The sequence below is a fragment of the Legionella sp. MW5194 genome (genome assembly GCF_016864235.1).
In the GTDB taxonomy this organism is placed as follows: domain Bacteria; phylum Pseudomonadota; class Gammaproteobacteria; order Legionellales; family Legionellaceae; genus Legionella_C.
The window spans coordinates 1885458-1899632 of the sequence record NZ_CP045732.1 but is presented as its reverse complement, the minus strand read 5'-3'; the positions used below and the strand labels follow the sequence as shown (position 1 = coordinate 1899632).

The window sequence follows — 14175 nt, the reverse complement described above, 5'->3', positions numbered from 1 at the left end:
CAGATTTCTCCAGTTTAGGGTGGATCTATTTTCAGGGAGGAGATCAATTAAACTATGTTTGAGGAGAACAAAAATGAAAAAATCGCGGTATACAGAAACACAAATTGTAAAAATTCTAAAAGAAGTGGAAGCGGGTCGGCTGGTTAAAGAAATTTGTCGTGAATAGGGGATTTCAGACGCAACCTATTACAACTGGAAAGCAAAATATGGTGGTATGGAGGCATCCGATATAAAACGTCTAAAAGATCTTGAAGAAGAGAACCGTCGTCTAAAGCAGATGTATGCTGAACTAAGTCTTGATCACAAAATTCTGAAGGATATTGTCGAAAAAAAGCTGTGAAGCCATCTGTGAGGCGGGAGCTGGTTGATTATGTAGTGAATACTCATACTGTGAGTTTACGCCGAGCATGTAAGCCTTGAATCATGTTCATATCATGGCGAACAGGGCGATATAAAATAAATCAATATGACTAATTTAAGACCCCGTATTTTACAACATCCGTTAAATCCATTCCTAAACAGTCTTTAGGTAATAAAGCTACTAACTTTCTGACGGTTGATCAGTCAAGAACATCGCTTAGTATTAAGTGATCGAGTACGTCAGAGGATATTTCCCCTTAGCTTCTCACAGAGCGGTATGTAAATCTTTCTTACAATCGCCACTTTAGCTACATCCATCAAAATGACCAGCCCGTTTTTATCGCTCACTTTATCAAATCCTATTTACACCCAGTGTATGGGAAAAAACTGAACATGGCATCAGCAAGTCTTTACAAAAAAAAGATTAGAATTTTGCCAACCCGAGGTTCTTTATAGCACTACCTTTCATTTTCTGCTCACATCAAACATGGTTTAACAAGAAATCTGCTCGGCAATACACTCATTTACTCTTTATTTACGTTGTGACTAATAATTTCTTAATCTTGCGCTTGTATCGTCATAAATCAGAATGAATCTAAATTGGTTTGAATGGAGGCTTTTATTACTTCTGTTAAATAGGGGTCTGCGATTATGAAAAAAGAGAAAAGCGCAACAGAAAAAAAATACACGATGGGTGTTATTGTAAAAAACAGTGGTCAAGAAAATGGTCCTGGGCATGCGTCAGTATTTATCAAAAAAGATGAGGGCGGCAAAACTGTACAATTGAACCATACAAGTTTCTTCCCTGGAGGATTGGGAAGTCTTGTCAACGGTGCTACTCTCGGAACAGTTCCTGTGCTCGGAGAAAATGGACACACCAAAGAGGCGTTCATGGCCGATCTTAAAGAAAGTAACGTCGTTCTAACCAAACCGCTCTCTAAGGATGAGTACAGAGCTGTGAAGAATGAAAAGAGCGTGATCAATAAAGAGATTGAGAGTGGTAAAGTAGCTTATAGCGTTTTTGGTCGACTCAACCCCTTTGCAAACCTTTTCGTCGGCGTAAAGACTCCTGCAGAAGATCACTTTGGCATACATCATGAGGATACTGTAATCACCTCCCCTAAAGAAGTTCACAATTGTGCTTCCGTGGTGACGAAAGTTGTCAACGCATCAGGGACTAAGATTGACAACCCGGTGATACCGACACTCTTTACAGACAAGTTAAGGGATGCAGGTTTCGAGGAGGCAGCATCAGACAGTATAAGTTCCACCATATGCGATAGTACGACAAGATTCACGAAGTAATTGTTGAGGCGGGTGATATTTAATTGCCCGCTTCCATACAAAATAGAGCCTCGATATGAGATATAGCTTTCAGATTTTTAGAAAAATAAGCAGTTACCTGCAACTTGGGGTGGTTTTAATGACTTCATCTGGATACAATAAGAGTCCCAAATATGAATAAATATTTATCAATCAGTTTAAAAGGAGTGTTATGCTAGAAAAAATTATGCGAAAATTTAACGCAAAAGGCCCTGCCTCTGAACATGACGAAGGAGCCCACACTCTTTCTAACGCCCCTAAAAATACCCCATCTGCCTCCGAAAATACCTATGTGGCCATTTGGAATATGACAAAAGATAGTCCTGGTCATGCCGCCATTCAGATTGGTGGAGATGCTTTTAAAAAAGCTGATGGTGAGGACGGAGAGTATGTCAGTATTCATCCCAAAACAATACCATCGACTGGCATTACGGCCATCTTCCCTGTCAAGCCCTATTTTGCAAATAATCTATCAGAGGATGAGGAGACCTTAGGATTTGAGGACTCTAAGATAAAAATCGACAATACTGATATTTCATCAGTTCCAACTCCATGGCCAACCACCAAGACCATAAAGCCCAAGGCTCCTGATATGATTTTTAAAATCGAGAATTTAAATACAGAAGCAATGCGAGGGAAGCTTCATGATTTAAAGAAAAACGATAGTGATGACAAGGTAGGCTATCAACTCTTACCAAACGTGAATACGACTGACTTTCTTAAGGATGCAGCACATTTCGTAGCACAAGATCCAATCGATATCCAACAGTACACTAGCTCAACCAGTGCTCAGACAAAGTCTACTGAAACCTATAATTGCTCCACTTTAGTGTTGGACATGTTAAAAACTGGTGGACTTCAGTTTAAAACCTCTACAGCAAAACCATGGGGAATTACGCCAGATGGGTTAGCTGATGAGCTCAAAAGCTTAAACAAACGGTAGAGTTATTTCCCCATTATGGAATGCCTGGGCCCTTGACAGGCACTTTTAATTAAAACGGGGTTAAAATATTTAAATTCTCATTATCCAATTGACTCCACTAACACAAACGTAGGGAGTCAGAGATTAATTCCGAGGTATCGTCTTTCTTTTGGATTATGTAATCTTGGTGAGCATTTGAGACTGTAGATAAATAGTCTAACTGTCTATCATACAGCCTTTGAGGTTAAGGATATATAGTAATGAATAGAGAAGAATTAGAAGTTTTTACCCGGGAAGCGGCAAAGACATTAAAGACTGAACAAGATCTGAATGATTTCAGTCAAATGCTGACCAAGATTAAAGTTGAGGCGGCGCTTAAAGCTGAACTTGATGACCATCTAGGTTATGAAAAGCATGAAAAATCAGGCACCTCAAATAACCCGCAACGGCTATAGCAAGAAAATATTAAGAACTGAGGACGGTCAATTTGAGTTAAATACTCCAAGAGACAGGGAGGGCAGCTTTGAGCCGCAATTGGTAAAGAAGCACCAAACTCGTTTAACCTCCATGGATAATAAAATTCTTAGTCTTTATGCCAAGGGCATGACAACCCAGGAAATTGTTGCGACCTTCAAAGAAATGTACGATGCTGATGTCTCTCTGACCTTGATATCGAAAGTAACGGATGCTGTCACAGAGCGTGTTATTGAGTGGTAATATCGTCCTCTGGAAGCTATTTATCTTGCGCTTGGTGTTAACCTTGAAGGCCAGAAAGAACTGCTGGGCTGTATTGGAGAGTAGGGTTGGACAGCATCATAAATATGTATTTACCTATAATGGTCAACCTATTCAACAATGCAATACTAAAGCATGGCGAAATGCTCTTAAACGAGCCGGCATTGAAACTTTCGTTGGCATGATTTAAGGCATACATGGGCGAGTTGGCATGTTCAAAATGGAACAAGCCTGCAAGAGCTTCAGTTGTTAGGTGGATGGTCCAGTTTTGAGATGGTGTTACGTTATGCGCATCTTTCAAGTGATCATTTAAAGAATGCAGCGAGCAGGATTAATTCAATTGGATTGATGAGGGCATAACTTAGGAAGGTTAGGAGAATTTACGTGACAAATTCCGGCTCTTTCTCATTTAAGGGGGCACTTTAATCAAGTTAGTTTAAACTAACCCATTGATTTAGCGATCGAAATGGAGATTAAAGTGCCGAAACATGATCTTATCTTAAATTTACCTGGCTTTTCCATAAAAAAAGTACGGGGTTATCAACCTTTGATATTGGAACTTTCTTACAACCGATTACCAAGATGTGGCCATTGTCAAAGTAAAGAAGTGCGCAAGAAAGATTCCTACATTCGTACTGTTCATCACGAACTAGTAGGTCACAGACGCAGTCTCTTACAATTCAAAGCCTATAAGCTTTATTGCAATCGTTGTCATCGTTATGGCAACCAGCAATTTCCTGGTATTAATAAGTATCAACGTTCCACTTGGCGTCTACAAGCCGCTGTTTTTCATAAACATACCTCGGGGATTTCTCAAAGCGAGTTAGCCAGTCTATTTAAGAAGGGTAAGGCAACCATTGAACGATGGTATCAACGCCACTATAAAGAACAAGATAAGGAGCGGACCAATGCATACTGCCCATCCGTTTTAGGAATTGATGAACATTTCTTTAACCGAAAACAAGGATTCGTTACAACACTCTGTAACTTAAGAAAGAATAAAGTATTTGATATCGTCAAAGGGCGAAGTGAAACCGACCTGGCCGCTTACCTCGCTGCTTTACCGGGTAAAGAGCGGGTTAGAGTCGTCTGCATCGATTTAAGCACTACCTATCGTTCCATCGTTAAAAAGCATTTCCCCAACGCCAAAATAGTCGCTGACCGATTCCATGTCATTCGCTTAATGCAACACCAATGCATGATGACTTATAGGGAACTTGCAAGCAACGTCAAAAGCAATCGCGGCATCATGGCGCTCTTAAGAACCAAGCCTGAACGATTAACACCCTTAAAAAAAGCCAAGCGCGATGCTTTCCTGGCAGACAATCCAGCTATTGAAGCCGTCTATCAATTCCAACAACAGTTACACAATATACTCATGAAAAAAATGCTTACCAAGAACCGAGCACGTCAGTTAATCCCTCGCTTTTTGGAAATGCTCGACGAACTGAAGCAAAGCCCCTTTAAACCTCTAGCAGCTCTAGGTAAAACGCTCGATAACTGGAAAGAAGAAGTTGTTTGTATGTGGCGATTTAGTAAATCAAATGGTATCACTGAAGGCTTTCATCGGAAGATGAAACTGATTCAACGTCGTGCTTATGGTTTTAAAAACTTTGAAAATTATAGAACAAGGGTTAGAGTACTATGCTGATGATTGAGTGCCCCCGTAATTGGGAAAGACCCCAAATTCCCTACACTCGATTTTTTCACCTTCCCAAGATATTTGTAACTTATTGATTTTACAGCGAGAATTGGCCCGCCCGGAAGGATTCGAACCTCCGACCCCCTGGTTCGTAGCTGTATGGATCACTATTAAATTCATTTAAAATCAATGCCTTGCGATGTAACGGTTTTAAAAATTCCTGCCTAAAACGGCGTAAATAGGTGTGTATTTAAGTGAGTTTGTGACAAATTCACTACACGGGTTTAGGTATCGATTTAATTATATCGTTGCCGATTTCTTGAATTGGTGTGTATGGTGTGTATAATTTATTATGAAAAGCGCAGAAATAATAAAAATAATCGAGCGTGATGGTTGGGTAAAATGTCATCAAAAAGGCAGTCACTGTCAATTTAAACATCCAACCAAAAAGGGTAGGGTAACGATACCCCATCCTAAAAAAGATTTACCTATTAAAACAGTAGCCAGCATTTTTAAACAGGCTGGTATTGATAAGGAGGATATAAAATGAGATATCCGGTTGTTATTCATAAAGATGAAAACAGTGATTTTGGCGTGATGGTCCCTGATATTCCAGGATGTTATTCTGCCGGTAGTACGTATGATGAAGCACTGAATAATGTTATCGAAGCCATTGAGTGTCATCTTGAAGGCCTCTTGTTTGATAATGAATCCATCCCTGTTGGCTCCTCTTTAGATAGCTGGATAAATGAAGAAGAGTTTTCCGACGGAGTTTGGGCATTTGTTGATGTGGATTTAAGTCAAATATCTGGTAAGGCAAAACGTATTAATATTACTATGCCTGAACGGGTTTTAAATTTGATTGATTTGTATACGAAAAGTCATGCAATAAAAAATCGCTCATCTTTTTTAGCGGATGCGGCACTGAATTTTATAGAGAGTCATAAATAGCCCTATTCTTTAGAATTAAAACAGCCCAAGATCACTCAATGGGCTGTATGCGTTTTCCAGTTCAATTCGTTGTAGTGATTGGCATAACCTATTTAGCAAAGAAGTAGAAATAGATTATGGGTGTTGCCGCATTAGATACATTTTCAACAATGTAATGCTACATTACATTAGCCCGTGGCCAGAGGGAGATAGAGGGGTGTTAATACATAGATAGTCATTATTATTAAATTCAATTTTCCACCAATAAGAAAGGGGCAATATATCCCCATCGGGAGTGATTGCCGGGTTAACCGGAGAGTGTTCATCTAACTGTGTCACCTCGCTAGTTATCTAAGCCCTATATTTAATCTATCTTCAAAATAGATGTGTAACTGGGAAATGATAAGCGCCCAATTGTGCATGGGCTGATTCCATTTTTCCAGCACTTTTTGGCAAGCACAATAAATGAGCTTAATAAGGGCGTTTTCACTGGTGAAAGCGGCTTTATTTTTAGTGTATTTGCGGATTTGTCGATGAAAGCCTTCCACAATGTTAGTAGTATAAATAATGCGCCTGAGTTCTTCTGGGTATTTAAAATATTGGGATAGAGCCTCCCAGTTATTATTCCATGACTTCAATACAGCGGGGTATTTTTTGCCCCATTTTATCTCTAACTCTATTAAGTGATGCTCGGCTAGCTCTTTGCTGGTTGCTCTGTACACAAGCTTTAAATCGGCCATGAACGCTTTCTGGTCTTTACTGACTACATACTTTAGGGAGTTGCGAATTTGATGAACCACACAAAGCTGCACTTCGGTTTTAGGAAACACCTCAGCAATCGCCTCAGGAAACCCTTTAAGCCCATCAATGCTTGCAATGAGGATATCCTCTACGCCACGGGCTTTGAGGTCATTTAGAACACCAAGCCAGAAGCGAGCCCCCTCATTTTCAGATAAATAAAGACCTAAAATATCCTTCCGCCCCTCCGGTGTTACTGCAAGAACTGTATAAAACGCTTTGCTAGTCACTTTCCCCTCGACACGTACTTTAAAATGCATGGCATCTAAAAAAGCAATAGGATATACAGACTCCAAAGACCGATTGCGCCATTCGGTAATCATAGGAAGTAATTTATCTGTGATAAGGCTGATTTTAGCTGACGATACTTCTAAACCATACATCTCGGCTAGGTGTTCACTTATGGCTTCGTAGCTCATACCCAGGGCATATAAGGCTAAAACTTTGTTATCTAGGGATTCATTCAATACAGTTTGACGCTTCTTGACAATTTCTGGCTCAAAACTACCGTCTCTATCTCTTGGTGTCTCTAAATCAAAAACACCGGAAGTGGATTGTATGGTCTTGGTCGTTTTGCCATTGCGTCGATTCGTAAGTCCGGTTTCATGGCACGCTTCCATATGCGTGTCCATTTCACCTTCCAAAGCAGCTTCTAATAGTTCTTTGATTAACGGCGTTAATATCCCGTCTTTACCCGTCAAGGATTGACCTGATTTTAATTGAGATATCGCATCTGCTTTGAAATCATTGAAATCAAAATTCGCTAAATCTATTTTTTTATTCTTATTCATTGTCACCTCTACAAAATTGTACAAATTATATCAATTTTTTAGAGATGACACAGTTATTTGAACACTACCATTACACCAGCTGGGCAAAGCCGGCTTTCGACGTCGGCGGCTTCTAAATTGGTCTATCGGATTGATTAATATTTTTTCTGCTTACCCCATAAGCAATTATTTTCTTGCTTATTATTGTGAAATCAATAACATAGGACTACTTAACTATTACGGTGCCCCATTCTGGCTGGTATTTATCGTCTGGTTTATCATATCGGATCTCATTTACTATACTCATCATCGTCTGGGCCATTCAGTTAATTTATTCTGGTATTTTCACCAGATCCATCACAGTGACAAATCACCCAATATCACAACTACATTTCGTTTGCATCCGCTTGATTTTTTAAGCCTCCTAATTACCCGCTCGATTTGTGTGATTATTTTTGGCCCTTGCCTTCTCGCTTTTGCGATCATTAATTTTCTCATACGATAATTGCTTTCTTTTCCCACAGCAATATTAAAATTAATGATCAATTTGAAAGAATTTTATGTAAATTCATCGTTACACCCAGGTACCATCTGCAACATCACACAAAAGAGCATTGTAATAAGAATTTCGCCACCGTTTTAACGGTTTGGGATAAACTGGGCGGTAAACAGGTTCCGCCCCTTCTGGGTGACATTGACAGGCATCAACTTAATATTGGTATCGACACTGAAATAGATTTCGAAAAATTTAAAAATCTTATGTTGATTAACGACCTGGTCAATTGGTTGAAGAGCCATTATTCCAGCTATTTCCCCTTCGTTCTTGGTGTTCTGCTTTTTGTATTTTTCTATTGGTTGCTTTGTTTGATTTTACCGCCATTATCTCAAGGACTAATTGGTTTTAATATCTGGGCCTTCTTTATTTTTCTATTTTTTACCGTGCACTTATCCTTGCTTACGATTTCCATTTACCTGCATCGCGCAGAAACCCATCGGGCCTTGAAATTTCATCCTGTAATCACCCATTTTTTTCGATTTTGGCTGTGGTTGGCAACAGGAACCAATCGCAAGGAATGGGTAGCCATCCATCGCTTGCATCATCAGGATCCGGATGGCAAAAAGGATCCTCACAGCCCAGTCAACATCAGCATTAAAGTATTGTTTACATCTGGAATTGAAATTTATAATAGCGCCAAGAATCAGGACATTGTCAAACAGTTGGGTGTTATCCGGAATGATGACTTTTTGGAAAAACACCTCTATGGAAAATTTTCCATGGCAGGTCCCTTATTGTTGCTGTTGCTCTATATCGTCTTCATAGGCATCTGGGGAATTCCGTTGTGGTTTCTGCAAATGATTCTGCAAATTATCCTGCAAGCCAGTGTGATTAACGGCCTTGGTCATTATTACGGTTACCGTAATTTTGACACCCAGGATAATTCCCATAACCTGACCCGCTTTGGTCTGTTCATAGTGGGTGAAGAGTTGCACAATAACCACCATGGAGACTCTTCCAGCTGCAAATTTTCCGTCAAATCAAATGAATGGGATCTCGGATGGTTTTATATTCTGACTCTGCAGTATCTGGGGCTGGCTACATTGAAAAAGCGAACAAAACCCGATAACCGTCACTCAGGCGCTGTTTTGCACCCTTGCATGACTCAGGGGAATCAAGATAACCACCGTCAATCCATAAACACCATTGACAGGAACAGCCAAGTTGATTGATATTCCTTTGGGAATAGGAGTAGGCGCTTAACCCTTGTGAAACAACGAGAGCCAAGCTCCTGCATCAGCTGAATGAATCCATTAAATGATTTTAGATCGCGGTTAAGGTAGGGCTTTTTTCTTCGAAAATAAAACGAAATAAGGCAATTTTAGACGTGCAGGCGACTACTTCTTCCTGCATTTTCAGTCTATCCTGTTGCATCTGTTTAAGAGAAAGAATGGGTCAGAATACTAAAGAGCAGCTTCATATGGATACAACGTCTACTCAGCTGTTTTATCTATTGTGCATTTACAAGTAGATGGACAGATAGTCGTTTTAAGACAAGGAGAGAATATCACAGTAAAACCAATGAATGAGCATAAAATTGAAAATCGAGGAAGTACTGCTATCAAGTTTCTTGTAATCTCCACACCGCCGCATTCAAATGATAGGGTTGAGTAATAAAAAAATATCGTCCCAAAAACCCATCTTTTTAAGACGGCTATGAAAAAATGGTAACACCGTCACATCCAAGAATGGGCAAAAGGGGTTGCACGAAATTGATAAGGTGACTGTGTGATTAAACCTTTGTCAAAAAAGTTGGATAATTGCGTCTTAATTAGTCGTTACTTAAATATTTCAAGCGATAACTGTTCCACAAGCATCACGCTTGTTAAACGAGTTACCTCCGCATTTACGTGATATGGCTGCATTTAGCTTGGCGACTGGATTAAGAGCAGCTAATGTCACCGGATTGCAATGGCTGGATGTGGATTTGCACAAACGACATGCTTGGGTACATCCAGATGAGGCAAAAACTAAAAAAGCGATTTCTGTTCCTTTGAATGATAATGCAATTGCTGTATTGGAGAGTAGAATAGGGAGTCATCCAAAATATGTCTTTACCTATAATGGTCAACCTATTCAACAATGCAATACTAAAGCATGGCGAAATGCTCTTAAACGAGCCGGCATTGAAACTTTCGTTGGCATGATTTAAGGCATACATGGGCGAGTTGGCATGTTCAAAATGGAACAAGCCTGCAAGAGCTTCAGTTGTTAGGTGGATGGTCCAGTTTTGAGATGGTGTTACGTTATGCGCATCTTTCAAGTGATCATTTAAAGAATGCAGCGAGCAGGATTAATTCAATTGGATTGATGAGGGCATAACTTAGGAAGGTTAGGAGAATTTACGTGACAAATTCCCTACACTCGATTTTTTCACCTTCCCAAGATATTTGTAACTTATTGATTTTACAGCGAGAATTGGCGCGCCCGGAAGGATTCGAACCTCCGACCCCCTGGTTCGTAGCCAGATACTCTATCCAACTGAGCTACGGGCGCGTCGTTCTGTCTGGCGGAGAGAGAGGGATTCGAACCCTCGATGGGATTTCTCCCATACTCCCTTAGCAGGGGAGCGCCTTCGACCACTCGGCCATCTCTCCGTCCAATGAAGCGGCAGTATAGCAGGTATTTGCTTATCGTCAACACTGATTTTAAATAAAAATAATTTTTCACAAAATTTCCAAATGGTTAGGATTACTGCTATCTTTTACAATTAAAAAAATGGCTGACTAAATCAGCATGACATGTATCAGGAGGCGTGATGGAGCAACGATCAAATTTGCAGGGCAGGGCGGTCTATGTTGTTGATGGCAATCGAACTCCTTTCTTAAAAGCAAAGGATGTTGGGCCTTTTACCGGTTCGGATTTAGCGGTAGCGGCGGGGATTCCCTTGCTGAATCGCCAGCCATTCTCCCCGACTGAACTGGATGAGGTTATTATCGGTTCGGCCATGCCTGGCCCTGATGAAGCCAATATTGCCCGCGTTGTGGCCTTGCGTTTAGGCTGTGGCGATAAAGTTCCTGCGTTTACCGTCATGCGTAATTGTGCATCCGGTATGCAGGCATTGGACAATGCCGCCATGCAAATTGCTTCCGGCCGCAGTGAACTGGTTCTGGCCGGTGGTACCGATGCCATGAGTCATGCACCGTTATTATTTAATGAGAAAATGGCGTCCTGGTTAGGCCGCTGGTTTTCTGCAAAAAGCACAGGGCAACGTCTTGGTCTGATGACGCAGTTTCGCCCGTCTTTTCTGGCTCCTGTTATTGCCCTGCTCAGGGGCCTTACCGACCCCATCGTGGGTTTGAATATGGGACAGACCGCGGAAAAAGTGGCTTACCGTTTTGGTATCACCCGTGAACAAATGGATGAGTTTGCTGTACACAGTCATTTGCGGCTGGCTAAGGCCTATGAAGACGGCCGAATGACTGAAGTCATGCCCATCATTGATAAAAAAGGCAAAGTGTACCCTCAGGATGATGGCATGCGTACGGATTCAACCGTTGAAAAGCTGGCTAAACTCAAACCTTTTTTTGACAAAAAATTCGGCATGGTCACCGCCGGTAACAGTTCCCAGATTACGGATGGGGCTTGTTTATTGTTACTGGCCAGCGCGGATGCTGTGAAAAAATACAAACTGCCCGTGATGGGGCGCATTGTCGATTCTCAATGGGCGGCTCTCGATCCCTCGCAAATGGGGTTAGGGCCTGTCCATGCCGCGACACCGATTCTGCAACGGCAAAAACTCAAACCGGCGGAGCTTGATTGCTGGGAAATTAACGAAGCCTTTGCTGCGCAGGTTCTGGGCTGTCTCGCTGCCTGGAATGATGATGACTATTGCAAAACCCAACTCGGCCTGCAGCATGCCTTGGGCGCTCCTTCGCTGGATCAATTAAATAAAGATGGCGGTGCTATTGCGGCCGGGCATCCTATCGGTGCGAGCGGGGCTCGTATTGTATTGCATGTTTTAAAGTCTCTTGAACAGACAAAAGGAACCCGCGGTATGGCAGCAATTTGTATCGGCGGCGGCCAGGGTGGGGCAATGTATCTCGAACGTGTGACTGAGGTGAGCGAATAATGAATAACTACAAACATTGGGACATGGCGAAAGATGCCGACAACATTATCTGGCTGGCTATCAACCGCAGCGATACCTCGGCTAATACCATAAACGATGAAGTATTAAATGAATTAAACAGCTTGCTGCAGGAAATTGCCAAAGACAGCAATGCGGCGGGTGTCGTGATTTATTCCAGCAAACCCAAAGGATTTATTGCGGGCGCCGATGTCAATGCGTTTTCCAAATTCAATACCGCTGAAGAAGCCGTGGACTTTTTAAGAAAAGGGCAATCTGTTTTTGCCCGTCTTGAAGCCTTGGCGATTCCTACTGTGGCCATGATTGATGGCTTCTGCATGGGTGGCGGCATGGAACTGGCCTTGGCCTGTGATTACCGTATTGTGACGGATGACAAGGACACACGCCTGGGGTTGCCGGAAGTGATGTTGGGTATCCATCCCGGTTGGGGGGGGACTGTGCGGTTGCCACGCCTCATCGGAGGTTTTGATGCCATTTCCAAAGTAATTTTGACCGGTGCGCCGCTGGCGGCACAGAAGGCAAAAAAACTGGGCATGGTGGATGAAGTGGTTCCAGTGCGGCAATTAAAGCGTGCCGCAATTTACTACATTAAAAACAAACCAGCCAAACACAAGCCTCGATTTTTCCAGACCTTGTCCAATTGGGCATGGGTGCGCATGCTGTTGTCTCCTTTAATGCGTTATCAATTAGCCAAAAAAGTAAAAAAGCAGCATTACCCCGCACCCTATGCGATCATTGATTTATGGGAAAAAGAGGGCGGTCACGGTGAGCGCGCTTACTTAAAAGAAGTGGATTCAGTAGAACAACTGGTAAGCAAAAGTGACACGGCAAAAAACCTTATCCGTGTGTTTTCATTACGCGAGCGCATGAAGTCGTTTGCCAAAGATTCCGATTTTAAAGCCCAGCAAGTCCATGTCATTGGCGCGGGCGTTATGGGCGGCGACATTGCTGCGTGGTGTGCCCTGCGTGGTTTAAAAGTGACATTGCAGGATAAATCCTATCAACAGATTGCTCCTGCCATTGGTCGGGCGCACACCCTGTATAAGAAAAAACTCAAGCAACCACGCCTGATTCAGGCGGCTCTGGATCGTTTGATTCCTGATCCGGATGGCCATGGCATTGCCGGGGCTGATGTGATTATTGAAGCGGTGTTTGAGAACCTGGAGGTGAAGCAGTCCATTTTCAAACGGGTGGAAGTACAGGCAAAGAAGACGGCCATCATTGCGACCAATACTTCCAGTATTCCTCTCGATGAAATCAGCCAGGTGATGAAGCACCCCGAGCGTTTGATTGGCATTCACTTCTTCAATCCCGTGGCTAAAATGGAGCTGGTGGAAGTGGTCAGCAGTACCAAAAGCTCCAAAACAGTGGTGCAGGACGCCTGTGCCTTTGTGGGGCAAATTGGTCGCCTGCCTTTACCGGTCAAATCCAGCCCCGGTTTCCTGATTAACCGCGTATTAATGCCCTATCTTATGGAATGTGTGCAATTGATTGAAGAAGGGTACAGCGGCGCGGTGATTGATAATGCGGCCGAAGAGTTTGGCATGTTTATGGGACCGGTTGAATTGGCAGACACCGTAGGAATGGACGTGTGTCTCGCCGTGGCTGAAAACCTGACTGGCCATTTTGGTGGGACGGTACCGCAACGCCTTCGTGACATGGTAAAAGAGGGCAAACTCGGGCGTAAGACCGGTGAAGGTTTCTACCGCTACAAAAACGGTAAGCCGATTAAGCCCAAGGTGAAGTCCGACAAGTCGGGCAAAGACATTGCGAATCGTCTGATTCTGCGCATGGTCAACGAATCCGCATCCTGTCTGCGGGAGGGGGTAGTGGCCGACAGCGACCTGCTGGATGGCGGAATGATTTTTGCCACCGGCTTTGCGCCTTTCCGTGGTGGTCCCATGAATTACGCGAAACAATTTGGTCATGACAAACTCAATGAATTGTTTGCCAAACTTGAGTCCAAATACGGTTCGCGTTTCAAGGCGAACAGCGATTTGTAATTCATTTGCGTCATGTGTTTAATAATGGCAGAGAGTATCTGCCATT

At 42.5% G+C, this 14175-nt stretch carries 11 protein-coding genes, 2 tRNA genes and 5 pseudogenes; 15 read left to right on the top strand and 3 right to left on the bottom strand.

Annotation, left to right across the window (positions count from 1 at the left end; all coding sequences use genetic code 11):
- Window positions 1-73: 73 nt before the first annotated feature.
- From GH742_RS08945 to GH742_RS08905, 8 genes and pseudogenes are all read left to right on the top strand, one after another.
- Window positions 74-414 (top strand): annotated as a pseudogene (locus GH742_RS08945) (transposase); the annotation flags it as partial.
- 597 nt (window positions 415-1011) lie between these two features.
- The gene (locus tag GH742_RS08940; RefSeq protein WP_203454543.1) at window positions 1012-1665 is read left to right on the top strand and encodes a hypothetical protein; all 654 of its coding nucleotides are present in this window, start codon (window positions 1012-1014) and stop codon (window positions 1663-1665) included.
- 190 nt (window positions 1666-1855) lie between these two features.
- The gene (locus tag GH742_RS08935) at window positions 1856-2626 is read left to right on the top strand and encodes a hypothetical protein (protein ID WP_203454542.1); all 771 of its coding nucleotides are present in this window, start codon (window positions 1856-1858) and stop codon (window positions 2624-2626) included.
- A gap of 239 nt (window positions 2627-2865) precedes the next feature.
- Window positions 2866-3391: pseudogene (locus GH742_RS15620) on the top strand (transposase); the annotation flags it as partial.
- Between the two features lie 25 nt (window positions 3392-3416).
- Window positions 3417-3700 (top strand): annotated as a pseudogene (locus GH742_RS15875) (tyrosine-type recombinase/integrase); the annotation flags it as partial.
- A gap of 118 nt (window positions 3701-3818) precedes the next feature.
- On the top strand, window positions 3819-4991 hold the full coding sequence (locus GH742_RS08915) for an ISL3 family transposase (protein ID WP_203456831.1): 1173 nt from the start codon (window positions 3819-3821) through the stop codon (window positions 4989-4991).
- Between the two features lie 343 nt (window positions 4992-5334).
- Window positions 5335-5532: a type II toxin-antitoxin system HicA family toxin gene (locus GH742_RS08910; protein ID WP_203454539.1), complete on the top strand. Its 198-nt coding sequence runs from the start codon at window positions 5335-5337 to the stop codon at window positions 5530-5532.
- The gene (locus GH742_RS08905) at window positions 5529-5933 is read left to right on the top strand and encodes a type II toxin-antitoxin system HicB family antitoxin (RefSeq protein WP_203454535.1); all 405 of its coding nucleotides are present in this window, start codon (window positions 5529-5531) and stop codon (window positions 5931-5933) included. Before GH742_RS08910 ends, GH742_RS08905 begins: the two co-directional genes overlap by 4 nt.
- Window positions 5934-6259: 326 nt before the next feature.
- Here the strand turns inward: GH742_RS08905 and GH742_RS08900 are convergent, their stop codons facing one another.
- Complete coding sequence (locus GH742_RS08900; protein WP_203454534.1) at window positions 6260-7501, bottom strand: IS256 family transposase; 1242 nt, start codon at window positions 7499-7501, stop codon at window positions 6260-6262.
- 130 nt (window positions 7502-7631) lie between these two features.
- Here GH742_RS08900 and GH742_RS15870 point away from each other — a divergent pair, with 130 nt between their 5' ends.
- The 5 genes and pseudogenes from GH742_RS15870 to GH742_RS15855 form a co-directional block, all read left to right on the top strand.
- Window positions 7632-7985 (top strand): sterol desaturase family protein, encoded by a 354-nt coding sequence (locus tag GH742_RS15870; RefSeq protein ID WP_203454533.1) that lies wholly within the window; start codon window positions 7632-7634, stop codon window positions 7983-7985.
- A pseudogene (locus GH742_RS15865) lies at window positions 7982-8086 on the top strand (sterol desaturase family protein); the annotation flags it as partial. The gene GH742_RS15870 and the pseudogene GH742_RS15865, both read left to right, overlap by 4 nt.
- A 153-nt stretch (window positions 8087-8239) precedes the next feature.
- Window positions 8240-9208, top strand: a complete 969-nt coding sequence (locus tag GH742_RS08885; protein ID WP_203454532.1) for an acyl-CoA desaturase — start codon at window positions 8240-8242, stop codon at window positions 9206-9208.
- 283 nt (window positions 9209-9491) lie between these two features.
- Window positions 9492-9650, top strand: a complete 159-nt coding sequence (locus GH742_RS15860) for a cupin domain-containing protein (RefSeq protein WP_203454531.1) — start codon at window positions 9492-9494, stop codon at window positions 9648-9650.
- Between the two features lie 196 nt (window positions 9651-9846).
- A pseudogene (locus GH742_RS15855) lies at window positions 9847-10358 on the top strand (site-specific integrase); the annotation flags it as partial.
- A 97-nt stretch (window positions 10359-10455) separates the two neighbouring features.
- On the opposite strand, the gene GH742_RS08870 reads toward GH742_RS15855, so the two are convergent.
- Both GH742_RS08870 and GH742_RS08865 read right to left on the bottom strand, forming a co-directional pair.
- Window positions 10456-10532: transfer RNA gene (locus GH742_RS08870), tRNA-Arg, on the bottom strand.
- 11 nt (window positions 10533-10543) lie between these two features.
- Window positions 10544-10633: transfer RNA gene (locus tag GH742_RS08865), tRNA-Ser, on the bottom strand.
- A 161-nt stretch (window positions 10634-10794) separates the two neighbouring features.
- On the opposite strand from GH742_RS08865, the gene GH742_RS08860 reads away from it, so the two are divergent.
- Together GH742_RS08860 and GH742_RS08855 are read left to right on the top strand one after the other, a co-directional pair.
- Window positions 10795-12108, top strand: coding sequence for an acetyl-CoA C-acetyltransferase (locus tag GH742_RS08860; protein WP_203454530.1), 1314 nt, complete (start codon window positions 10795-10797; stop codon window positions 12106-12108).
- Window positions 12108-14129 carry a 3-hydroxyacyl-CoA dehydrogenase NAD-binding domain-containing protein gene (locus tag GH742_RS08855; RefSeq protein ID WP_203454529.1) on the top strand — a complete coding sequence of 674 codons (2022 nt, stop codon included), beginning with the start codon at window positions 12108-12110 and terminating at the stop codon, window positions 14127-14129. The genes GH742_RS08860 and GH742_RS08855 overlap by 1 nt, the downstream gene beginning before the upstream one ends.
- Window positions 14130-14175: the final 46 nt, after the last annotated feature.

Excerpts from the sequence above, each read along its gene's own strand:
- GH742_RS08900 (WP_203454534.1), bottom strand. The coding sequence starts at position 7,501 with ATGAATAAGAATAAAAAAATAGATTTAGCGAATTTTGATTTCAATGAT.
- GH742_RS08940 (WP_203454543.1), top strand. The coding sequence starts at position 1,012 with ATGAAAAAAGAGAAAAGCGCAACAGAAAAAAAATACACGATGGGTGTT.
- GH742_RS08855 (WP_203454529.1), top strand. The coding sequence starts at position 12,108 with ATGAATAACTACAAACATTGGGACATGGCGAAAGATGCCGACAACATT.
- GH742_RS08885 (WP_203454532.1), top strand. The coding sequence starts at position 8,240 with ATGTTGATTAACGACCTGGTCAATTGGTTGAAGAGCCATTATTCCAGC.
- GH742_RS08910 (WP_203454539.1), top strand. The coding sequence starts at position 5,335 with ATGAAAAGCGCAGAAATAATAAAAATAATCGAGCGTGATGGTTGGGTA.
- GH742_RS08860 (WP_203454530.1), top strand. The coding sequence starts at position 10,795 with ATGGAGCAACGATCAAATTTGCAGGGCAGGGCGGTCTATGTTGTTGAT.
- GH742_RS08935 (WP_203454542.1), top strand. The coding sequence starts at position 1,856 with ATGCTAGAAAAAATTATGCGAAAATTTAACGCAAAAGGCCCTGCCTCT.
- GH742_RS08905 (WP_203454535.1), top strand. The coding sequence starts at position 5,529 with ATGAGATATCCGGTTGTTATTCATAAAGATGAAAACAGTGATTTTGGC.